Below are 20,738 nucleotides of genomic sequence, written 5' to 3'. Positions count from 1 at the left end.
GTAATTCCCCGCTTTGCCCTATGGTGTTGGCTCAACCAAGGGAGAAGAGCCGATGCGCACATGTCTGGTGATGGGAGCTGCCGGGTACATAGGATCCTACCTGGTGCCTCATCTGCAGGGTCTGGGGTACAGGGTCATCGCCGGGGCCCGTCGTCCCTGCCGTCTGCCGGAGGGGGTGGCGTTTCGCCTCGCCGACAGCCTCAAGCCTGCCACCCTGCCCCCTGCGCTGGCGGGGGTCGACACCGTCTTCTATCTGGTACACGCCATGGGGGCGGGGGCCGGTTTTCACCGGCTGGAGCAGCAGGGAGTGAAGAACTTCGCCGCTGCCGCCCGTGCCGCCGGGGTGCGCCGCATCGTCTATCTCGGCGCCATCCAGCCCGAGCCCTGCAACAGTCGCCACCTCAACTCCCGGCGCTACTGTGGGGAGCTGTTTCGCAGCGCAGGGGTGCCCACGGTAGAGCTGCGTGCCGGTATCATCATAGGCCCCGGCTCGGCGGCGTTCGAGGTGATGCGGGATCTGGTGTACAACCTGCCCATGATGGTGACGCCCAAGTGGGTGCGTTCCCGCACTCCCCCCATTGCCCTCTCCAACCTCTTGCACTATCTGGGCGGGCTGGTGGAAGCCGACGGGGTGGATGGCCAGATCTTCAATGCGGCCGGCCCCGAGCTGCTCAGCTACCAGCAGCAGCTCCAGAAGTTCGCCGCCCATATCGGCAAACGCTGCCCCATCATTCCGATCCCCTTTTTGAGCCCCCGGCTCTCCGCCTGGTGGCTGCAGTTCGCCACCTCGGTTCCCCAACCCATCGCCAAGGCGCTGGTGGGGGGGCTCAAGCACGACATCCCGGCGGATGACGGCCCCTTGCGTGCCCTGTTGCCCCAGCATCTGCTCAGCTTCGACGAGGCGCTGGCGGAGAGCCTGGCGCTGGAGCAGAGGCTCGGTGCCGAGCAGCACGGGGAGGAGACGCCCCTGGGTCTGCGCTGGCGTCATCCCGAGTATGGCTTCTACGACCGCACCGCCAGCGGGGAGGCGGATTGCCTCGCCGCCCCCGAGGTAGTGTGGCAGGTGCTGCAGCAACTGGGGGGTGAGCAGCGCTACTTCTACATGAACGAGCTGTGGGTGGTGCGCGAATGGATGGATCACCTGATCGGCGGCCCGGCCCGGACCCGGGGACGCACCAACCCGGATCGCTTCGTGAAGGGGGACATGCTGGACTCCTGGCAGATCCTCGGGGTGGATGAAGGACGCAGGCTGGATCTGCTGTTCAACATGAAGGCCCCCGGCGTCGGGCGGCTGGAGTTCAACATCCAGCCCCTGGAGTCCGGCCTGACCCGGCTGCGGGTGACGGCCCACTGGCATCCGCAGGGGGCCTGGGGGCTGGCCTACTGGCTTGCCATGCTGCCCTTCCACCTCTTCATCTTTCAGGGGATGACGGAGGCCATCGCCCGGCAGGCAGAGGAAAAAGCCGGCATTCCAGTCATGGATTGAAATCGAATCTATAAATAATTGGGTAATTTTGGGTGGCATGACATGCTACTGACTAGCGTGTCATTGCTATCCAGCGATATTTTATGCTGTGAAAGGGCGGGGGATTTCTTTATGATCCTCAGCCCTCGCCCGCTGGCGAGCCAACGCATCACTCATTCATTTCCGTATCGGGGTCCCCCATGTCCGATCAGCAGCACGATCTCCGCCAACAGGCACTCGACTACCACGCCCAACCCGTTCCGGGCAAAATCGCCATCGCCCTCACCAAGCCCGCCGAGACCGCTCGCGATCTGGCGCTGGCCTACAGCCCGGGTGTTGCCGAACCGGTACGCGAGATCGCCGCCAATCCGGCCGATGCCTACCGCTACACCGGCAAGGGCAACCTGGTGGCCGTCATCTCCAACGGCACCGCCATCCTGGGGCTGGGCAATCTGGGCCCGCTGGCCTCCAAGCCGGTGATGGAGGGCAAGGCCCTGCTGTTCAAGCGCTTTGCCGGCATCGACGCCATCGACATCGAGGTGAAGCACGAGACCAGCGCCCAGTTCATTGATACGGTGGCCGCCATCGCCGACACCTTCGGCGGCATCAACCTGGAAGACATCAAGGCCCCCGAGTGCTTCGAGATTGAAGAGGCGCTGATCGCTCGCTGCGACATCCCGGTGTTCCACGATGACCAGCACGGTACCGCCATCGTCACCGCAGCCGGGCTGCTCAACGCGCTGGAAGTGCAGGGCAAGGAGATTGGCACCAGCCGCATCGTCTGCATGGGCGCCGGTGCCGCCGCCACCGCCTGCATGGATCTGTTGATCAAGTGCGGGGCTGCACCGCACAACATCTTCATGCTGGACCGCCAGGGTGTGATCCACAGTGGCCGCACCGATCTCAACCAGTACAAGCAGCGTTTCGCCAACGACACCCCCCTGCGCACTCTGATGGATGTCATCGACGGGGCTGACGTCTTCGTCGGCGTCTCCGGCCCGGACGTACTGCCTGCCGAGGCGGTGGCCCTGATGGCCCCCAACCCGGTGATCTTCGCCTGTTCCAACCCGGACCCCGAGATCAAGCCTGCCCTGGCTCACGGAGTGCGCGGGGATCTCATCATGGGAACCGGCCGTTCGGACTACCCGAACCAGATCAACAACGTGCTCTGCTTCCCCTTCATCTTCCGCGGCGCCCTCGACGCCCGTGCCAGCCGCATCAACGATGCCATGAAGATTGCGGCAGTGGAGGCGATCCGTGCTCTGGCCAAGGAGTCGGTGCCCGCCGAGGTGCTGACCGCTGCTGGCGTGAGTGAACTCGCCTTCGGCAAGGACTACGTCATTCCCAAGCCCATGGACGCCCGCCTGCTGCCGCGGGTTGCCCGTGCGGTGGCACTGGCGGCGGTTGCCTCCGGGGTGGCCCGCATCGAACTGCCAGGGGATTACATGCTGGGTTGAGTCACGGCAAGCGCGCAAAAACAGAAGGGGCCCCCTGTCGGGGGCCCCTTTTTCATGGCGGAAGCGGGCAGCTTACTTGGTCTTGGGGGCAACCTTGACGGCCGGCGCCTTGGCGTGGGCAGCCTTGTGATGCTTTTTCACGACCTTGGTCTGGGTGGCGTGGGGAGCGGCGGCCTTGGTCGGGGTGGCGGCCATGGTGAAGCCGGAGGTCAGGGCGAAGACAGCGGCCAGAGTCAGGGGGATCAGCTTGTTCATATTCCAGTTCCTCGTTCGGTTTGATGACATGGAGCGTTTCTCCATGACTTCATCCTAGGGTTGTTCGACCTGCGGTTCAGTGAGCGACTGGTGACGGTTTGTATCCAAATGTACGGGCAGGGTCAGGCAGAAACGGGCACCGCTGCTGCTTGGCAGCAGTTGCACCTCGCCGCCGTGGTGGTGGGCGATGCTGCGCACGATGGCCAGCCCCAGCCCGGCGCCGCCGGTGCGTCTGTCCCGGCTCTGATCCAGGCGCACGAAGGGCTCGAAGATTTGCGGGGCCAGCGCGGGATCGATGCCGGGGCCATCGTCGGCCACCTCCAGCAGATAGTCGTCCCCCTGTCGCGCTATGCAGAGGCTTGCCTGGTTGGTGGCATGGCGCAGGGCGTTGCCGATGAGGTTTTCCAGCGCCCGGTCCAGCAATCGGGTGTCGCCGCGCCAGGGCAGAGCCATGGCCGGGCGCACGAAGTCGAGCCGCTTGTCCGGTCGCAGGGCCTGCCAGTCGGCAAGGCGGCTGCCGGCCCAGCTGCCGAGCTCCAGATCGCTGCATTGCAGCGGCAGTTCGGGGCGATCGAGCCTGGCATAGGTCAGCATCTCCTCGATGAGGGCATCGAGGGCGCCGAGGTCCCGCTCCAGTCCCTGCTGCTCCTCGGGTGAGGGAGGCTCGGCCAGCATGGCGAGGCGATAGCGCAGCCGCACCAGGGGGGAGCGCAGCTCGTGGGCGATGGCGTCGGTCAACTGCTTGCGACTGGCCAGCATGGCCTGCAACTGCTCCGCCATCTGGTCGAAGGTGCGGCCGACCCGGCCCAGGCTGCTGCCGGGCGGCAAACCGGTGCGACAGGAGAGATCCCCGTCGCCGACCCGGCGGGCGGTCTGTTCGAGCTGTTGCAGGCCGCGCCAGTGGGGGCGCAGCCAGAGCAGGATGGGCAGGCCGAGGGAAAGGCCGATGAGCAGCAGCAGCCCCACGTCCACCCAGTGCAGCTCGTGCAGGTAGGAGAGGTAGGGGACGGGACCGACGATCAGCACCTTGTCGGTGTTCGGGATGCGCTGCAGGAAGGTGTCATCCTCTTCGACGATGACGATGTTGCCCGCCTCGAGGAAGGCCTGATCCTCGCTGGCCAGCGGCTGGTTGGCGAGGACGCCGATCTGCAGCGGCAGATTGAGCTGGCGGCTCTGTTCGCCGGTGCGGGTGGCCCAGTGTTCCGGCGGCAGCCGGGCCAGCTCGCCAGTGAGCAGGCCGAGGGAGCCTTGCATCATCCGCTCCAGATAACGGTCCCCCGCCCGCTCGGCGCTGACCTGATAGACCAGCCCGATGAGCAGAATGGCGAGGGTGAAGCAGCCTATCAGCAGCAGATAGAACTGGATAAACAGGCGTCGCATCGGGGCTCTCCTCTTGCCTGGATTGCGTCTGGACATTGCCTTGTTGCCCCTCATCCCCAACCCTTCTCCCGCAAGGGGAGAAGGCTGAGTGCATCAAGGTCATTCGGCGGGGCTTATTCCCAGGCCTGGGGCACCAGCAGGTAACCTTTCTGGCGCACCGTCTTGATCCAGATCGAGTTGTTGCTGTCATTCCCTGGCTTCTGGTGTGCAGGCGTGTGAGACACCAGCTCATTCCCAAGCCTGGGGTACGAGTAGATAACCCTTTTGGCGCACCGTCTTGATGCGGGTCGGGTTGTTGCTGTCATCCCCGAGCCGGCGGCGCAGACGGGAGATGGCCACGTCCATGCTGCGATCCTGGCCGTCGTAGTCGCGCCCCCGCAGGCTGCGAAACAGCGCCTCCCGCCCCAGGATCTGGCCGGCGTGGCAGGCCAGCTCCCACAGGAGGTCGAAATCGGCGGTGGAGAGGGGAATGCTCTCCCCATCGAGGCGCACATCCCGACCCGGGCCGTCTATCTGGAGGCGGCCGAACTGCAGGCGCTGGGGCGGGGCGGCGGGGACCACGGCCTGCTGGCTCTGCCCCTGCTGGCGAAACTGGACTCGCAGCCGGGCCAGCAGCACCGGGGGGGGCGTGGTCTTGAGGATGTAGTCGTTGGCCCCCAGCTCCAGGCTCAGGATCTGGTTCATGTCGCTGTCGAGCGAAGTGAGCATGACGATGGGGCCGGCAAAGCGCGGGCGCAGATCCCGGCACAGGGAGAGGCCATCCTGCCCCGGCAGCATGATGTCGAGCAGCACCAGATCCGGCTGCTCGGCCAGGGCCCTGTCGAGTGCCCGGTCACCCCGGGTCTCCAGCAGCACCTCGATGTCGTGGCGACCGAGCCAACTGCTGATGAGCTGGCCTATCTCGGGATCGTCTTCAACAAACAGAACGCGTGGCATGGTGGCGTGGTTCCCCGGTCATGGCGTGAGTGGGTGTGTCGCCAGCATAACGGCTGCGTCCGCGCTCTGCACCGGGATAACTAATCAATGCGGGGGTTTTTGCCCCTTCTCCCGGGGGGATGGGGGGGCAGGATGAAGCGGTTGGCATCGGGCCGCCCCACTTGTCCCGTGGCGGGTCGGTCCGATGAGGCAGGATCCGCGCCCTTCAGTGGCCAAAGCGGCCCCGGCTGCCATGGGGCAGCCGGGGAACCGCCCGGATCAGCCGCCCTTGCGCTTCAGGTACACCCCGGCTTCCATGTGGTGGGTCCAGGGGAACTGGTCGAACAGGGCGAAGCGGGCGATCTCGTGGGTTTCACCTAGTACGGCCATGTTGGCCTGCAGGGTCTCGGGGTTGCAGGAGATGTAGAGGATGTTGTCGTAATCCTGCACCAGCTTGACGGTGGCGTCGTCCAGACCGGCCCGGGGCGGGTCGACGAAGATGGTGTTGCACTGGTAGGCGCCGAGATCGACCCCCTTGAGGCGGTTGAACTCCCGCTCGCCGCGCATCGCCATGGTGAACTCCTCCGCCGACATGCGCAGGATGATCAGGTTGTCGACACCGTTGGCGGCGATGTTGAACTGGGCGGAGTCCACGCTCGGCTTGGCGATCTCGGTGGCCAGCACCTTGCGAAAGTTCTGCGCCAGAGCGATGGAGAAGTTGCCGTTGCCGCAGTAGAGCTCCAGCAGGTCCCCCTCGCTCCCCTTGGTCACGTCCAGGGCCCAGCCCAGCATCTGTTCGTTGATGGCGGCGTTGGGCTGGGTGAAGCTGTTTTCCACCTGCTTGTAGACCAGCTCGCGCCCCTGCACGGTCAGGCGTTCGATGACGAAGTCATCCCCCAGGCAGATCTTCTGCTTGTGGGCGCGGCCAATCAGTTGCAGCTCGAACCCCTTGGCACGCAGGTCGGCCTGCAGCGCCTCGGCGGCCTGCTGCCACTCGGCTTCCAGCTTGCGGTGGTAGAGCAGGCTGACGCAGATCTGGCCGGACTGGGTGGAGAGATAGTCGATCTGGAACAGCTTCTTGCGCAGCACGGGGTGCGGGCGCAGCCCGGCCAGCAGCACAGGCATCAGCCGGTTGATGAGCAGGCTGGCGGTGGGGAAGCTGTCGACCCGGATAATCTCCTTGGTGGCCGGTGCATACATGCAGTGGAAGAGGTCGTCCCCCTCGTGCCAGATGCGGAACTCGGCGCGCATCCGGTAGTGCTGGGCGGGAGAGGCGTGCAGCTCCAGCGCGGGCGGATTGAAGGGGGCGAACAGCTGGGTGAGGCGATCGCGCTTCTCGTCGAGCTGGGCCTGGTAGTCGGCAGGAGTCCGTCTGCCCTGGGCGTCGGCGGAAGATGGCTGGGATTGAGTCATGGATACCTCGCATGCACCGGGCTGAGCCGGGGAAAGACCGGGGGAAGGCCGCAGCCAACCAAAGGGTGGGGATTTTAAAAGGCCGTTGCGGATTGTCCAAGTTTTTTGTGGTCAAGAAGTGGCCAGTCGGGCCGATAACCGATCCACCACTATAGGCGGGAGAGTAATGATGCAAATTGATGGCATGGGCGCAGCCCAACCCAAGGGAGTGGGCATTGCTCCCAAATCGCCTCAACAGACGGAGTCGAAAACGGCGGACAAGGGGGATGAGGTCTCCCTGAACAAGCCCCCGAAATGGGCCCAGGTGCTGATCCAGCAGGCGCTGCAATTTGCGCTGGAGATCAACGGCCAGGGCTACAAGGCACCCAAGGTGCAGGAACCCCAGGAGATCACCCCGGAGACCCTGTTCGATTTCCAGTCGGTGGCGGACAACGTGCTGCAGTTCGTCACCGGGCGGATAGGCGCGGCCCGTGCGGACGGCAAGTCCGACGACGACCTGACCAAGATGATGGAGCAGGCCCGCAAGGGGGTGGACAAGGGCTTCGGTGACGCCAGGAAGCAGCTCGGTGACTGGGCGGACAACGAGGACATCAAGACCGGCATGGATCAGAGCTACAAGCTGATCCAGAAGGGGCTAGACGAGTTCGAGAAGGAGTTCTTCGGCAAGGTGTCGACGACGGATCTGGGGGATGCCAGGATGGCCAGCCGCCAGCAGGCCCTCCTCGAGATCGAGACCCGGGATGGGGACAAGGTGATGTTGCGCTTCAGCGACAGCTGGCAGTTCAAGTCCCAGAGCGATGGGGGCGGCAGCCAGTTCAGCCTCAAGTCGAGCCAGAGCTTCGACTTCTCCCTGGAGGGGGATCTCGACAGTGCCGAGATGGATGCCATCGGCACCCTGGTCAAGGGGCTGGACGAGCTGGCCGGGCAGTTCTTCAAGGGGGGCGACGGCAAGACTCTGGCTGACGGGCTGAACGGGCTGCAACTGGATGACAGCCAGCTGGTCTCCTACTCCCTCAAGCTCAAGCAATCGGCCAAGTTGAGTCAGACCTACCAGGGGGCCAGTTCCCTGCAGGAGAGCCTCAAGCCCCTGGCGGACTACCTGCCGAGGCTCAGCCGGTTGCAGCAGCAGGCCGACGCCCTGCTGCCCCCTTCCCAGCAGGAGGCGCTGACGCCCACCGTGCTGGCGGCGCGGGGTCAGGATGGGGCGACCCAGGGGGCAGGCTTCATGGGCTTCAACCAGCGGATGCTGGAAGCCATGAGGCTGCTTGGCCAGCAGATGGCGACCGGCTAGTCTGGCGACGCCCCCGTGATGCCGGCGGGGGCGGGGTGTTTGCCAGCCCGTCCCCGGGCTGGCACACTGCCCTTTTCCCCAGCCCGGCGATGCCATGAACCCCAAGAAGCCAAGAGACAAGCGCGAGCTCTGCTACCCCTTCATCTTCGAAACCCAGTTCCAGTGCGACTACGAGATCGCCACCGACGAGCTCTGCTGCCAGGTGGGGGCCGTGCTCTCTCATCTGATGCCGGATGAGGATACCCGGCCCGTGATGGCGGATCTGGCGACCCTGCAGCGGCTCATCTACAACCTCAACGGCTCGGTGCGGGGACGGCTCGGCATCTTCGAGGAGGATCTGGACTGGCTGAAGGGGCGGTACGATCACTACAACGAGGCGAGTCGCGGCCGAGTGACCGGCTTCGTGCTGCCCCAGGGGCCCCAGCCCATTCCCACCCTGCACCTGTGCCGCTGTGGCAGCAAGAAGGTGGTGCGTCTGCTGGTACGCCTGGAAGAGAGCGGCGTGCGCTTCGATCCTATCCTCTATCGCTTCGCCAACCTGCTGGCCAACTTCTTCTTCGTGCTCACCGTCTACCTCAAGCAGGCGTGGGATGTGACCGAAGTCCCCTATGTCAGCATCAACTACTGATATAAATGACTGAAAAGGCTTTTATTTTTCTAGAAGATCAAAGACGATCAAGCAAAGTTATTAAAACTTGGATGGTGCCGACAGCGGAGTGGGAGAAGCCATGACATCGATTCATCTCAGTGGCAGTTCGTTCTTGATGCCGGGCAACCTCGCTTGGCGCCCCCTGGCTGAATACGGCGAAGTGCAGGTGGCCCCCCATGGCCAGTGGTTGCAGACCCTGATGCACCAGAGCGCCGATGCCGCGGCCGGGACCCACATCATCATCTGGCTGTGGGAAGATCTGGTGCCCGCTCGAACCCTGCAGGAGTGGGGGCGTCTGGCGCAGGATGAGCAGCTGCTGGCGGTTGCCGCCTTCGTCGACGCGCTCTGCCAGCCTCTGTTGCAGCATCTGCAGCGCCGCCCGCAGGATCATCTGCTGGTGGGGGCCTGCAGCCATGCGCCGCTCTGTGTCTATGGCACGGCCCCTGCCGTGCTCGCCGTGCTGGCCAGTGCGTTCGAGCAGCAGATGGCCCGCCTGCGCCTGCAGCAACCCGGCCTGGACGACCTGCACCTGCCACTCTGGCTGCAACAGCATGGCCGCCAGCACTGCTTCGATCGGCGCAACCTCTATCTGATGTCCTGCCCCTTCTCCATGGCCGGTCTGGCCAGCCTGGCGCAGTGGATTCTCCCCTTGCTGCAGCGGTTGCAGCAACCCGCCCACAAGGTGCTGGTGCTCGACTGCGACAATACCCTGTGGGGCGGCGTGGTCGGCGAAGACGGTGTCGGCGGCGTCCTGCTGGGGCAGGACGGGATGGGCCGGCTCTACCAGGCTTTCCAGCAGGCAGCCAGCCACTGGCACGGGCAGGGTATAGTGCTGGCGCTCTGCTCCAAGAATCTGCCTGACGATGTGTGGCGGCTGTTTGACGAGCATCCGGGCATGGTGCTGACACGGGCGCAGATCGCCGCCGCCGAAATCGGCTGGGAGCCCAAATCCCAGGGGCTGCGGCGGCTGGCCGCCCGCCTCCATGTCGGGCTGGACAGCCTGGTCTTCTGGGATGACAGCGAGCTGGAGCGGGCCGAGGTGCGGGCCAACTGCCCCGAGGTGATGGTGATGACCCCGCCGGCCGATCTCTGGAGCTGGCCGGATGCCCTGCTGACGCTGCCGGCCCTGTGCAGTCGCCACCAGAGCCGGGATGACGGCCTGCGGCAGCACTCCTATCAGGCCCAGGCCGAGGCCGAGGCGGTGCGCCGGCAACTGGGCGACGAGCACGCCTTCCTGCGGCAATTGGCGCTGCAGGCCGACTGGCAGCCGCTCTCCCCGGGCAACCAGTTGCGAGCCGAACAGCTCAGCCAGAAGACCAATCAGTTCAACCTCTCTGGCCGCCGTTATCAGGCGGCGGAGCTGGCCCGGCTGGCCGCCGAGGGAGGCGACGTCTGGCTGGCCGGCCTGCGAGACCGATTCGCCGATCATGGCATGACGGCGCTGCTGGTGGTGCACCCGCTCGACGAGGGCAGGGCGCTGCTGGATACCCTGGCCATCAGCTGCCGGGTACTGGGGCGCGGCTTTGAATACTGGCTGCTGGCGCAACTGGCAAACCATCTGCGGGCGCAAGGCGTGACCGAGCTGGTCATCAGCCTGGTTGCCACCACCCGCAACCAGCCGGCACGGGATTTTCTGGCGAGCCTGCCAACCCGGCCGATAACCACTCCAGCGGGGTTGCTGCCGCTGGCGGACGAGCTGTTCCTCAGTCTGGATCTCTGCTCTCTTTCTCTCCCGTTTTTGGAGTTCTATGCCAATGAATGACCTTATCGCGCTGGCACACCAGCAGTTCCCTCAGGCCAGCGTCAATGCACAGTCTGCCCTCGGCAGTTTTCCCGAGTGGGATTCTCTGGGTCACTTCAACCTGCTGTTGCTGGTCGAACAGCACTATGCCGTGCGGTTCGAGCCGCAGGAGCTGGCCGAGTTGAAGAGTCTGACCGACATCCAGCAAGCCCTGCTGCGCAAAGGGGTTGCCGTGTGAAACAGGCACTCGAGCAGGCGCTGACCGAGCTGGGGATCCCCAGAGGCGGCGCCCTGATGGTGCACTCGGATGCCATGGTGGTGGCACAGTTTGCCGGCATGGGCAACGCCGAGGGCATCGCGGCCTTCTGGACATGCCTGGAGCAGTGGCTGGATGGACACCTGCTGGTGCCGACCTTCAGTTACAGCCCGATGGCGGACGAATGCTTCGACCCTGCGCAGACCCCGAGCAAGGTGGGCTTGATGACGGAGCTGTTCCGCCAGCGGGAAGGGGTGGTGCGCACACTGGATCCCGTCTTCAGCATGGCGATCAGCGGCCCACAGGGGCCTGCGCTGGTGGCGCGGGAGTGTCACGACTGTTTCGGCCAGGAGAGCCCGTTCGGCTGGCTGGCGGAGCAGAACGGCTGGCTGCTGGGGCTGGGTTGCCACCCCGACCGCATCACCTTCACCCACTACGTGGAGCAGCGGCTGGCCGTCCCCTACCGCTATCACAAGATGTTTGCGGGTCAGGTGCGCGTCGATGGCCGCGTGCGGGAGTGGCAGGCGGATTACTATGTGCGCGACCTGTCGCTGGCCAGCGAAATCGACCTCTCCCGGTTGGTGACCCTATTGCAGGAGCGGGGCGCCTGGCGCCAGACGCTGTGCCAGCGGGTGCCGGTCTGGGCGGTGTCGTGCCGCGACTTCATCCTGGCCGCCAGCGAGTTGCTGGCGGCGGCCCCATACGCCCTGATCCGGGCGGGAGGAGAGTCCCATGCAGTTTGATCACATCGGACTGGTGGTGCCGGACCTGGCGAGCGGTGTGGCCTATTGCCGCGATGTGCTGGGGCTGAGCCGCTGCTCGGCGGCGGTGGAAGATCCGCTGCAACGGGTCTGGGTGCAGTTCGTGCACGACGACCATGGCCTCTGTTACGAGCTGGTCGCCCCGGCCGGCGAGGAGAGCCCGGTTGCCCAGGTGCTCAAGACCCGGCGCAACGTCATCAACCACCTTGCCTATCGGGTGAGCTGCCTGCAGGAGAGCGCCGAACGGCTGCGCGAACAGCGTCACCTGCCCCTTGGGCCCAGCCTGCCAGCGATCGCTTTTGGGGGCTCTCATGTCCAGTTTTTTCTCAGTCCCTTGGGACATATTGTTGAGCTAATTGAGGGGGTTGAATGATGCCGAATCATGACAGTTGTTATTTGCCTACAGACTGGGCTGACCAGGATCAGCTTGGCGAACAGCTGCATCGTTTGCTTTCCTTGCTGTTTCCGCTCAATCGCAGCTTGACAGGCGATGGTGTAAGAAAAACATTGGCCCTGTTTCGCGAACATTGTTTACCTGAATTGCAGATCCATGAAGTTGCCAGCGGAAGCACATTTTTTGATTGGACAGTGCCGGATGAGTGGAATGTCAGAGAGGCTTACATCTTGGGACCTGATGGGCACAAGGTGGTTGATTTCAATGATAGTAACTTGCATTTGGTGGGTTACTCAGAACCGGTACGCTGTACTCTCCCTTTAGCAGAATTACAACCTCACTTGCACTCCTTGCCTGAGTTACCGGATGCCATCCCCTATGTCACGTCTTATTATCAGCGCCGTTGGGGCTTTTGTTTACCCCACAATGTGCGGGAAGCGTTACCCGAAGGAAATTATGAGGTTGTGATCGATACCAGCTTGCAACCGGGCTCACTGACTTATGCCGAGTGGGTGCTACCGGGGGAGAGTGAGCAGGAAATCTTGTTATCCAGCTATGTTTGCCACCCCTCCATGGCCAACAACGAGTTGTCCGGCCCAGGTGTCGGAGTGTTTTTGATGGCCTGGCTGGCCTCCTTGCCTAAGCGACGCTACAGCTATCGATTGATGCTTGTTCCTGAGACAATCGGGGCTATCGTTTATCTCTCTCGCCATCTGGAGCACCTCAAGTCTCATACGTTGGCTGGTTTTAATCTGACATGTATGGGGGATGAAAGGTGTTACTCGTTCTTACCATCCAGACAGGGGAATTCTATAGCTGATCGCATAGGACGCCATGTGTTGGGCCATATCGCACCTGATTATATGGCGTATAGCTATCTTGATCGGGGTTCCAACGAACGTCAGCTATGTGCTCCTGGCATAGACTTGCCAGTCACCACCATGATGCGCAGCAAGTACGGTTGTTATTCCGAATACCACACCTCTTTGGACGATCTTACTCTGGTCACGCCGCGGGGGCTGGCGGATAGTTTCCTAGCGTTGCGGCGGGCGATCGAGTGTCTGGAGTTGGATGAATACTGTGAGGCTACCGTATTGGGTGAGCCCCAATTGGGGCGTCGTGGCCTCTATCCGAATCTATCAACACGTGAGTCCGGTGCACAGGTAAAGGACATGATGAACCTGCTGGCTTACAGCGATGGTCATCTGAGCCTTTTTGAGATTGCCGAGATCATCGAAGTACCGTTTTGGCGAGTCGAGCCCTTGGCTAGAAAGCTTATGGATGCAGGGGTTCTGCGCAGGCGTAGTCGTCTTTGAGAATAGGTATTTCGTTGCATGATGTGATGGATGAGAATCCATAGATATTGCGATCGTTCAACTTTGTTTCATCAATCCTGATCACATCGTTAGGAGAGGATCATGAGATGTCCATATTGTCACAGTGATAACACATTGGTTTTCCTTGAACGCAAGATGCCAGCCGTTTTATCTGCATATTCAGGTGATTTTCCGGTAAAGGTGTCGGAATTGCAGGTCAGTGCCTGCAAAGATTGTCTGGTGGGGTTTGCATCCAAGAAATTATCATCGGAAGAACTAACGGAAATATATGACAACTATCTATATATTTCTCCGCTGAATAATATCGGCGCCTCTAAATATGACGGTATGATTGATACCATAACAAGTCATTTTGGCAAAGATGAAAATATACTGGAGATTGGCTGTTCAGAAGGATATTTGCTGAAAAAACTGAACGAGAGCGGATTCTCCAATGTAACAGGAATTGAGCCTGGCCCCCAAGCCGATATTGCGAAGGGCTTGGGGCTTAACGTTATAAAGGGTTACTTTAATGCTAGTCATGTTCCGGACAAGGTAGATGGTTACTATCTTATGCATGTGTTTGAGCATTTTGAAGACCCCTTCTCTATCTTTAAATTGATGACAGAAACGTTGAATGATGCCGGAAGAATTGTCATTGAAGTTCCTGATTTTGGTGGTTTTCATGTACAGCACCTCTTCTATTATAATATCTACTTCATGCAAGTTTTGGCCCGTGATAACAAACTTAAAATAATATATCACCGTGTTGAGAATGACAGTTTAAGGGTTGTTTTTGTCAAGGCTGAAAATACACGTTACAACGAAATTGAAGTGGCCTTTGATAAAGCCTTTTATATCGATAATCTCTCAATGTTCAAGCAGCGGTGCGATGCATCTCGCGACAGAGTAAATGATTTTCTTAGAAAGGCAGATAGCGTCGTCTGGTGGGGGGCCGGTTCTGCATCAGTGATTCTTCTGAATGGGGTTGAGAAAGAGATTTTGGACAGTACGAATATCATTGTCGTTGATGGTGACAAGAATAAAGCCGATCGCATATTGCCTGGTGTGAATCTCAAAGTGAGTTATTTTGAGAAGATCCGTAATCAGCATGTCAGCAATCTGGTAATTGCTTCAAGTTTCTATAAGGAAATATTTGAAACAATGAAAATTCATGGTGTCACCTATGAACATGTCGAGGTATTTAGTGATGCCTGATTAAAGGCATAAGGAGAAGGAACGTCAGAATGACGTGTAGTAAATAATTTTACTGGTCGGAAATTGATAACGACCGGGAGTAATGGCGGGACAGAGCCCGCCATCTACTTGATCCTCTCTCAGGTCAGCTCGACAGCAGTACCCTGGCCGAGTTGGCCGGGATGGTGAGCTGCACCTCCCCCAGCACCACCTCGAACTTGTCGCCGTTGAAGGCGTCGGTGAAGCGGCTGGCGGGGCTGGCGGTCTGCCACAGGGGCAGGCTGATGGTGCGCGGCTCCGTGGGGTGGCGGTTGCAGGCGACCACCACCTGATCGCTTTGCAGGGTACGGGCGAACACATAGCTGTGAGGGCCGGCGTAGAGGGTCTGGATGTCTCCCCGGCGCAGGGCCGGGCGCTGGCGGCGCAGCTGGATCAGGCGGCGATAGTGGTCGTGCAGCACGTGATCCCAGTCGGTGGTATCCCAGGGGAAGCAGCGGCGGCAGTCCGGGTCGTTGCCGCCGGAGAGCCCCACCTCGTCGCCGTAGTAGATGGAGGGCACGCCGATGTAGGTGATGAGCAGGGTGGCGGCGAGTCGCATCCGCTGCTTGTCTTCCCCCAGCAGGTGCAGGAAGCGGGCGGTGTCGTGGCTGTCCAGCAGGTTGAACTGGGCCAGCTGGTTCTTGAACGGAATATGGGCCCGTGCCAGCTTGAGCCAGTGATCCAGCTCGGTGGCGCTGATCTTGATGGGGTGATAGGCGATGTCCTGCCCCGCCAGGAAGGCGCGGATGGGGTGGGCGAAGCCGTAGTAGTTCATGGCGCCATCCTCCTGATCCCCCTGCAGCCACTGGCTCGCCTCGAAGAAGTGCTCGCCGAGGACGTATGCGTCCGGATTCTCCTGCTTCACCGCGCCGCGAATGGCGCGCACATGGCCGCGATTGCCCTCGGCAGTGCCCCGCTCCCCCAGCATGTGGATGACGTCGAAGCGCCAGCCATCGATCTGGTAGGGGGCGCGCATCCAGTAGCGCAGAATGGCGTTGTCTGCCCGATAAACGGCGTCCTGCACCTGTTCACTTGAGAAATCCAGCTTGGGCAGGCTGCGGATCCCTTTCCAGCTAACATAATCCCCTTCCTGATCGAAGGTGTAGAAGCTGCGCCAGGGGGAATCCGGGTTGCGCTGGGCGCCCAGCGGCGGGCAGAACCAGGGGTGCTCGGTGGAGGTGTGGTTGACCACCGCATCCAGGATGATCCTCATGCCGCGCTGGTGCAGGTTGCGGGTCAGCTCGGCAAACTGGGCATTGGTACCGAGGTGCGCATCCACCTTGAAGTAGTCCTGGGTGTCGTACTTGTGGTTGCTCGGCGAATCGAAGATGGGGTTGAGGTAGAGCGCCGTCACCCCCAGGGATTGTAGGTAGTGCAGTTTGGCGTCGATGCCCGCCAGATCCCCGCCGTAGAATTCACAGGCGCCGTGCCCCTCTTCGTGGCGGCTGACCGGCTCGCCCCAGGCCTTGCTGATGACCGCCTTGCCCCTGTACTCGTACTCGTGATGCTTGACGCTCAGCGACGGGTCGCCGTTGCAGAAGCGGTCGGGGAAGATCTGGTAGAACACCTGATCCTGCACCCAGGCCGGGGGCTGGTGATGGCTGTTGAAGCGGAAATGCTGCTCCCGCGGCGGCATGGCGGCGCTGACGCCCGCCCCGTGCAGCCACCACTGCTCCTCGTCGGTGAGGCACTTGAAGCAGTAGAGGTGGATCTCCTGCCCCCTGGCCAGCGGCAGTTCGACCTGCCAGACCTGAAGCCTGTCCCGGGTGGCGACCGGCGTCATGGCGACCAGATACTCCTCGTTGTCCGGCTCGTGGCGCAGCCACACCTCGCGGATGGGGGCGTCCAGCTCGCTGAACAGGGTGAGCTGCAGGGTGTCGGCACTCTCTTTGAACCAGGGTGCCGCCTGGGGGTGAAACAGGAAGGGATGGGTCATGGTATCTACTGTGTCAGAGAGGCTCAGGAGTGGGGGATGGGCGCAGGCCATCTTATCCCGTCCATGGGCGTGTGTATGTGACGACCGGCCAGAATGAGACGGTGCTTCCGGCTTGGCTGGGCGGTCTGCCGTGACGCGATTGGGTCAGCAAATCGGCCAGGGCATTGCTTTGTTCGTGCAGCTGTTCGAGCTAATCCGCCAGAATGAGACGGGGATCCGGCTCCTGCTGATCGGCCGTTGTACATCTACTGGGTCAGCAAATCGGCCAGGGCGTTGCCCTGCTCGTGGAGCTGCTCCAGCTGATCCGCCAGGCTGGCGGGATCCAGCCCCAGCTGGTCAGCCAGGGTTCTGGGGAAACGGGCGATGATGGCCTGTGCCGGTACGCCGGCCTGCCAGGCGAAGGAGACGAAGACGGCGAGCCGGATGAGCACGGCCTCCTTGCTGACCGGATCGTGGGAGAGGGGGTCGAGCTGCTGGGCGATGGCATCCACGAAGGCGGGCGACAGGTTCCAGCGCCGCGCCAGCTCTGCGCCGAGCTGGGCATAGTCGTAACCCAGCATCTCCCGCTGGGCATCGACCCGGCTGCTGCCTTTCTCGATGGCCAGATTGATGAGCCCCGCCTCTTCCGGCAGGGTGCTCTGGATCAGCAGCTCGCCAATGTTGTGAATGAGGGCGCAGGTGAAGGCGGTCTCGGGATCCACCGAGGTGGTCTGCTGTGCCAGGGTGCGCGCAATGGTGGCGACCTGGAAGGTCTGGGTCCAGAAGTGGAGCTTGTCAAAGCCGGGAGGGGCCTTGAAGCTGCTGATGATGCCGGAGGCGACCACCACGGAGCGCAGGCGGTTGAAACCGAGGCGGATCACCGCCTGTTCGATGGAGGTGATTTCATTGCCACGGCGCAGGGCGGCGGAGTTGGCCATCCGCAGTACCTTGACGCTGATCACCTGGTCCATGGCGATCTTGGCCGCGATCTCGTCGATGCGGGCATTCTCGTCGTTGAAACTCTGCATCAGCTCGTGCAGCAGTTTCGGAATTGTGGGCAGTTGCTTGATCTTGCCAAACAGGCGATCCATCGACATGGCTGAGGCAGCCTCCATTGCTAACAATGCCTCATATTGTGCCACAGCCTGGCCAGTTGTTCCTGCTGGCGAGCGGTTTTGTGAGCTCTAGTACACCCAGTCTTGCAGCCTGTATTCCAAACGGTGCCGTTTTCCCTGGAGGATCAGGGTCTGGGTGGAACCGCTCAGTGTGGCCCCCTCCGTCAGGGTGGCGAGCACGGCCTGCTCTATCAGATCGAGTTCGGGGGGGCAGGCCATGGCGGTGCTGCCGAGGCTGGTGACCCAGAGCTTGTTCCCCTTGAGGTGACCCTGGCCGAAGTAGCGGTTGCAACCGGCGATGCCGTTGACGGTGAAGTGCTCACCGATCTCGATGTCGGGGGGATTGCTGCGGCGGCTGGCGATGGCCTGGCCATCCAGCCGATCGAGCACCCAGTGATGGTGTTGCAGGTCTTGCGAGGCAAAGCGGGGAGCACTGCTGCAGGCGCTGAGCAGAAGCAGGGCGAGCAGCAGTAGCAGGTATCTGGGCATTGAAGGGGCTCCGGTGGTGGGTATGACAAGCATACCCGTCCATGGGCCCGGGCGGCAGGGCGAGGGGGGAGGAGCCCGACCGCTTCTGTCGCCCCGGGGGAAGAGGGGGTGTCGGCAAATGGCAACACCCGCCCCGAGCGAACCTGTCTACCGGTTGCCCATGGCTCCCCTGGCCGTTTCAGTCCGCAAACAGGCGCTCGGCATAGCGGGCGAGGCCCGAGGCCACCGAACCGAAGTCATCACCCCCCTCCAGCGGTACCTTGGGCAGTTTCTGCTGGATGAAGGCCTTGATGAGGGGGGAGCGGGCACTGCCGCCGGTGACGAAGACCCGGTCAGGCTGCACGCCTGCCGCCTGGATCGCCTCGTCCATCAGCTCGCCAATCTTCTCCAGCAAGGGTGCGGAAGCACTGGCCAGCTGGGGGCGGGTGAGTGCCGCCTCCAGCCCTTTTTCCAGCTCGTTCAGGGTCTGGTGATTGTGCTCGTGGTCGGAGAGGGCGATTTTGCCCTGCTCGGCGCGCCACACCAGTTGATGGCTCAGCTTGTGGGCCCGCAGGCTGGCGAGGCGCGGGAGCTTGCTGCCCGGCTGGCTGTCGAGCTGGAGATCCTGCAACTGACGTGCTGTATCCAGGCTGTAGAAACGGCTCTGGGCACTGACGTCATTGATGGCGGCGGCGTCCCAGAACAGGGGATGGGGCAGTGGCTTGCCGGTCTTGAGGGTCTCGTGCATGCCGAGCAGCGGCATCATGCCCTCCACGGTCAGGCGGATGTCGAAGTCGTTGCCCCCGATGCGCTGGCCGCTGTGACCGAGCAGATCGCCGCTGCGATCCAGCTGGTCACGGTGGCTCGGGCCCATGCGCAGTACGGAGCAGTCGGTGGTCCCGCCCCCGATGTCCACCACCAGCACCACCGCATCCTCGGTGAGGCGCGCTTCGAACTCGAAGCCGGCGGCCACCGGCTCATAGAGGAACTCCACCCGCTCGAACCCGGCGAGGCGTGCCGCCTCGCTCAGGATGGCGATGGCCTGGCGGTTGCTCTCTTCCCCCGCCAGTCCCTGGAAGTTGACCGGTCGGCCGATCACCGCCTGGCGGATGGTGCTGCCCGTCTGCTGCTCCGCCTCCCGGCGCACGTGCAGCATCATGGCGCAGACGATGTCCTCGAACAGGGCGATCTGGGGAGCCTTGAGGCCATAGGCACCGAGAAAGGATTTGGGGGACTTGATGTAGTAGCCCTCGTCCGGCTCTTCGAGATAGCGCGCCAGCGCCGCACCGCCGAAGCTCAGCTCGTCGATGAGTCCCTCTTCGCGCATCTGGCGGCGCACCGCCTGGGCACGGGTCACCACGGGACCGCGCAGCTTGAGGTATTCGCTCTGCTGGACGGGGGCCAGGCCTTCGGCCAGGAGGCCGGCGATGGCGTCCCGGTGGGGGGCGTGCAGGGTGGAGGGAAGGTAATGGGAACCGGAGAGGGTCAGCAGCCTGGGGCTGCCCTGTTCCATCACGGCGACGGCACAGTTGGAGGTACCGTAATCAAATCCGATGAACATGCTGGCCAGACTCCTGTACAAAAAAGGGCTGGTAGCCTACCCGATGCCGCCGGGTCTCACAACCCGGCGGCGGGATCAATGGCGTGGCGACAACGCCTCAGGGATCACTCCACTTCGTTGTCAGAGCGGCCCTGGCTCTCGATGGCCTGGATGTTGCTGAGGGTGGTGTCGGCGATGGCGTGCAGCGCCTCCCGGGTCAGGAAGGCCTGGTGACCGGTGAACAGCACGTTGTGGCAGGCAGACAGGCGGCGGAAGACGTCGTCGGTGATCACCTCGTTGGACTTGTCCTCGAAGAAGAGGTCTTCCTCCTCCTCGTAGACGTCCAGCCCCAGGGCGCCGATGCGGGAGGTCTTGAGGGCCTCGATGGCGGCGTTGGAGTCGAGCAGGCCGCCCCGGCTGGTGTTGATGATCATCACCCCGTCCTTCATCTTGGCGAAGGCCTCCTTGTTCAGCAGGTGATAGTTCTCCTTGAACAGGGGGCAGTGCAGGCTGATGACATCGGACTGACGGAATAGGGTGTCGAGATCCACGTACTCGGCGCCCAGATCGATGGCCGCCTGGTTCGGATAGGGATCGCTCACCAGCAGGCGCATGCCGAACCCCTTGAGGATGCGCAAGGTGGCGATGCCGATCTTGCCGGTGCCTATGATGCCGGCGGTGCGGCCATGCATGTTGAAGCCGACCAGCCCCTCCAGGGAGAAGTTGGCGTCCCGGGTGCGCTGATACGCCTTATGGATGCGGCGGTTGAGGGTCATCATCAGGCCCACCGCATGTTCGGCAACGGCCTCGGGGGAGTAGGCAGGCACCCGCACCACCTTGAGTCCCAGCTCCTTGGCGGCGGCCAGATCCACGTTGTTGTAACCGGCGCAGCGCAGGGCGATGACCCTGGTGCCGTACTGCGCCAGCTCGGTCAGCACTTCGCGGTCGGCATCATCGTTGACGAACAGGCAGACCACGGGGAAGCCGTGGGCGAGACGGGCCGTCTTGGCCTCCAGCCGCACGTCGAAGAACTCCAGATCGAAACCGTACTGGGCGTTGGCCTGGTGGAAATGTTCCTTGTCGTAGCTCTTGGTACTGAAAACGGCGACTCTCATGGTGCGCTCTCCGTAGATAATGATGTGGTTAAATTACAACAAATAGTGACCGTCAT

At 62.4% G+C, this 20,738-nt stretch carries 19 protein-coding genes; 10 read left to right on the top strand and 9 right to left on the bottom strand.

Going from position 1 to position 20,738, the window contains the following annotated elements; all coding sequences use genetic code 11:
- Positions 1–52: 52 nt before the first annotated feature.
- Together BGO64_RS02530 and BGO64_RS02525 are read left to right on the top strand one after the other, a co-directional pair.
- Complete coding sequence (locus BGO64_RS02530; RefSeq protein WP_223955953.1) at positions 53–1,486, top strand: DUF2867 domain-containing protein; 1,434 nt, start codon at positions 53–55, stop codon at positions 1,484–1,486.
- Positions 1,487–1,665: 179 nt separating this feature from the next.
- Positions 1,666–2,922: a malic enzyme-like NAD(P)-binding protein gene (locus BGO64_RS02525; RefSeq protein ID WP_286700106.1), complete on the top strand. Its 1,257-nt coding sequence runs from the start codon at positions 1,666–1,668 to the stop codon at positions 2,920–2,922.
- 72 nt (positions 2,923–2,994) lie between these two features.
- On the opposite strand, the gene BGO64_RS02520 is transcribed toward BGO64_RS02525, so the two are convergent.
- From BGO64_RS02520 to trmA, 4 genes are all read right to left on the bottom strand, one after another.
- Positions 2,995–3,177 (bottom strand): hypothetical protein, encoded by a 183-nt coding sequence (locus BGO64_RS02520; RefSeq protein ID WP_010676075.1) that lies wholly within the window; start codon positions 3,175–3,177, stop codon positions 2,995–2,997.
- A 54-nt stretch (positions 3,178–3,231) separates the two neighbouring features.
- On the bottom strand, positions 3,232–4,557 hold the full coding sequence (gene rstB / locus BGO64_RS02515; protein WP_286700105.1) for a two-component system sensor histidine kinase RstB: 1,326 nt from the start codon (positions 4,555–4,557) through the stop codon (positions 3,232–3,234).
- Positions 4,558–4,785: 228 nt separating this feature from the next.
- Positions 4,786–5,493, bottom strand: coding sequence for a two-component system response regulator RstA (gene rstA / locus BGO64_RS02505; protein WP_010676073.1), 708 nt, complete (start codon positions 5,491–5,493; stop codon positions 4,786–4,788).
- 258 nt (positions 5,494–5,751) lie between these two features.
- Entirely contained in the window at positions 5,752–6,885 is a 1,134-nt protein-coding gene (trmA, locus tag BGO64_RS02500; RefSeq protein ID WP_041214233.1) for a tRNA (uridine(54)-C5)-methyltransferase TrmA, read from the bottom strand.
- A gap of 169 nt (positions 6,886–7,054) precedes the next feature.
- On the opposite strand from trmA, the gene BGO64_RS02495 reads away from it, so the two are divergent.
- From BGO64_RS02495 to BGO64_RS02460, 8 genes are all read left to right on the top strand, one after another.
- A complete protein-coding gene (locus BGO64_RS02495) occupies positions 7,055–8,176 on the top strand; it encodes a DUF5610 domain-containing protein (RefSeq protein WP_049636071.1) in 1,122 nt (373 codons plus the stop codon).
- A gap of 94 nt (positions 8,177–8,270) precedes the next feature.
- Positions 8,271–8,804, top strand: coding sequence for an ATP--cob(I)alamin adenosyltransferase (locus BGO64_RS02490; RefSeq protein WP_042016441.1), 534 nt, complete (start codon positions 8,271–8,273; stop codon positions 8,802–8,804).
- Between the two features lie 100 nt (positions 8,805–8,904).
- Complete coding sequence (locus BGO64_RS02485) at positions 8,905–10,587, top strand: HAD-IIIC family phosphatase (RefSeq protein WP_113069214.1); 1,683 nt, start codon at positions 8,905–8,907, stop codon at positions 10,585–10,587.
- A complete protein-coding gene (locus BGO64_RS02480) occupies positions 10,580–10,804 on the top strand; it encodes an acyl carrier protein (RefSeq protein ID WP_041211978.1) in 225 nt (74 codons plus the stop codon). Before BGO64_RS02485 ends, BGO64_RS02480 begins: the two co-directional genes overlap by 8 nt.
- Positions 10,801–11,565, top strand: a complete 765-nt coding sequence (locus BGO64_RS02475) for an AAC(3) family N-acetyltransferase (RefSeq protein WP_041211977.1) — start codon at positions 10,801–10,803, stop codon at positions 11,563–11,565. The genes BGO64_RS02480 and BGO64_RS02475 overlap by 4 nt, the downstream gene beginning before the upstream one ends.
- Positions 11,555–11,956: a VOC family protein gene (locus tag BGO64_RS02470; protein WP_041211976.1), complete on the top strand. Its 402-nt coding sequence runs from the start codon at positions 11,555–11,557 to the stop codon at positions 11,954–11,956. The genes BGO64_RS02475 and BGO64_RS02470 overlap by 11 nt, the downstream gene beginning before the upstream one ends.
- Complete coding sequence (locus tag BGO64_RS02465) at positions 11,953–13,293, top strand: DUF4910 domain-containing protein (protein WP_041211975.1); 1,341 nt, start codon at positions 11,953–11,955, stop codon at positions 13,291–13,293. Before BGO64_RS02470 ends, BGO64_RS02465 begins: the two co-directional genes overlap by 4 nt.
- Before the next feature lie 102 nt (positions 13,294–13,395).
- Positions 13,396–14,511: a class I SAM-dependent methyltransferase gene (locus BGO64_RS02460; protein WP_113069212.1), complete on the top strand. Its 1,116-nt coding sequence runs from the start codon at positions 13,396–13,398 to the stop codon at positions 14,509–14,511.
- Between the two features lie 124 nt (positions 14,512–14,635).
- On the opposite strand, the gene malZ is transcribed toward BGO64_RS02460, so the two are convergent.
- The 5 genes from malZ to BGO64_RS02435 form a co-directional block, all read right to left on the bottom strand.
- Positions 14,636–16,465 (bottom strand): maltodextrin glucosidase, encoded by a 1,830-nt coding sequence (malZ, locus tag BGO64_RS02455; protein WP_286700104.1) that lies wholly within the window; start codon positions 16,463–16,465, stop codon positions 14,636–14,638.
- 245 nt (positions 16,466–16,710) lie between these two features.
- Positions 16,711–17,559: an HDOD domain-containing protein gene (locus tag BGO64_RS02450; RefSeq protein ID WP_039039670.1), complete on the bottom strand. Its 849-nt coding sequence runs from the start codon at positions 17,557–17,559 to the stop codon at positions 16,711–16,713.
- 69 nt (positions 17,560–17,628) lie between these two features.
- Complete coding sequence (locus BGO64_RS02445) at positions 17,629–18,048, bottom strand: META domain-containing protein (protein WP_010676067.1); 420 nt, start codon at positions 18,046–18,048, stop codon at positions 17,629–17,631.
- Positions 18,049–18,226: 178 nt separating this feature from the next.
- Positions 18,227–19,588, bottom strand: coding sequence for a molecular chaperone (gene yegD / locus BGO64_RS02440; RefSeq protein WP_010676066.1), 1,362 nt, complete (start codon positions 19,586–19,588; stop codon positions 18,227–18,229).
- Positions 19,589–19,692: 104 nt separating this feature from the next.
- Entirely contained in the window at positions 19,693–20,682 is a 990-nt protein-coding gene (locus tag BGO64_RS02435) for a 2-hydroxyacid dehydrogenase (protein ID WP_042878605.1), read from the bottom strand.
- Positions 20,683–20,738: the final 56 nt, after the last annotated feature.

This window comes from Aeromonas sp. 62-46 (genome assembly GCF_001898585.1).
Taxonomy (GTDB): Bacteria; Pseudomonadota; Gammaproteobacteria; order Enterobacterales; family Aeromonadaceae; genus Aeromonas; species Aeromonas caviae.
The sequence above is the reverse complement of the archived record's forward strand: the minus strand, read 5'-3'. Positions and strand labels throughout refer to the sequence as shown.

Excerpts from the sequence above, each read along its gene's own strand:
- BGO64_RS02450 (WP_039039670.1), bottom strand. The coding sequence starts at position 17,559 with ATGGAGGCTGCCTCAGCCATGTCGATGGATCGCCTGTTTGGCAAGATC.
- BGO64_RS02470 (WP_041211976.1), top strand. The coding sequence starts at position 11,555 with ATGCAGTTTGATCACATCGGACTGGTGGTGCCGGACCTGGCGAGCGGT.
- rstB (WP_286700105.1), bottom strand. The coding sequence starts at position 4,557 with ATGCGACGCCTGTTTATCCAGTTCTATCTGCTGCTGATAGGCTGCTTC.
- BGO64_RS02465 (WP_041211975.1), top strand. The coding sequence starts at position 11,953 with ATGATGCCGAATCATGACAGTTGTTATTTGCCTACAGACTGGGCTGAC.
- BGO64_RS02435 (WP_042878605.1), bottom strand. The coding sequence starts at position 20,682 with ATGAGAGTCGCCGTTTTCAGTACCAAGAGCTACGACAAGGAACATTTC.
- BGO64_RS02495 (WP_049636071.1), top strand. The coding sequence starts at position 7,055 with ATGCAAATTGATGGCATGGGCGCAGCCCAACCCAAGGGAGTGGGCATT.
- BGO64_RS02485 (WP_113069214.1), top strand. The coding sequence starts at position 8,905 with ATGACATCGATTCATCTCAGTGGCAGTTCGTTCTTGATGCCGGGCAAC.
- BGO64_RS02530 (WP_223955953.1), top strand. The coding sequence starts at position 53 with ATGCGCACATGTCTGGTGATGGGAGCTGCCGGGTACATAGGATCCTAC.
- BGO64_RS02525 (WP_286700106.1), top strand. The coding sequence starts at position 1,666 with ATGTCCGATCAGCAGCACGATCTCCGCCAACAGGCACTCGACTACCAC.
- BGO64_RS02520 (WP_010676075.1), bottom strand. The coding sequence starts at position 3,177 with ATGAACAAGCTGATCCCCCTGACTCTGGCCGCTGTCTTCGCCCTGACC.
- BGO64_RS02460 (WP_113069212.1), top strand. The coding sequence starts at position 13,396 with ATGAGATGTCCATATTGTCACAGTGATAACACATTGGTTTTCCTTGAA.
- BGO64_RS02490 (WP_042016441.1), top strand. The coding sequence starts at position 8,271 with ATGAACCCCAAGAAGCCAAGAGACAAGCGCGAGCTCTGCTACCCCTTC.
- malZ (WP_286700104.1), bottom strand. The coding sequence starts at position 16,465 with ATGACCCATCCCTTCCTGTTTCACCCCCAGGCGGCACCCTGGTTCAAA.
- yegD (WP_010676066.1), bottom strand. The coding sequence starts at position 19,588 with ATGTTCATCGGATTTGATTACGGTACCTCCAACTGTGCCGTCGCCGTG.
- rstA (WP_010676073.1), bottom strand. The coding sequence starts at position 5,493 with ATGCCACGCGTTCTGTTTGTTGAAGACGATCCCGAGATAGGCCAGCTC.
- BGO64_RS02480 (WP_041211978.1), top strand. The coding sequence starts at position 10,580 with ATGAATGACCTTATCGCGCTGGCACACCAGCAGTTCCCTCAGGCCAGC.
- BGO64_RS02445 (WP_010676067.1), bottom strand. The coding sequence starts at position 18,048 with ATGCCCAGATACCTGCTACTGCTGCTCGCCCTGCTTCTGCTCAGCGCC.
- trmA (WP_041214233.1), bottom strand. The coding sequence starts at position 6,885 with ATGACTCAATCCCAGCCATCTTCCGCCGACGCCCAGGGCAGACGGACT.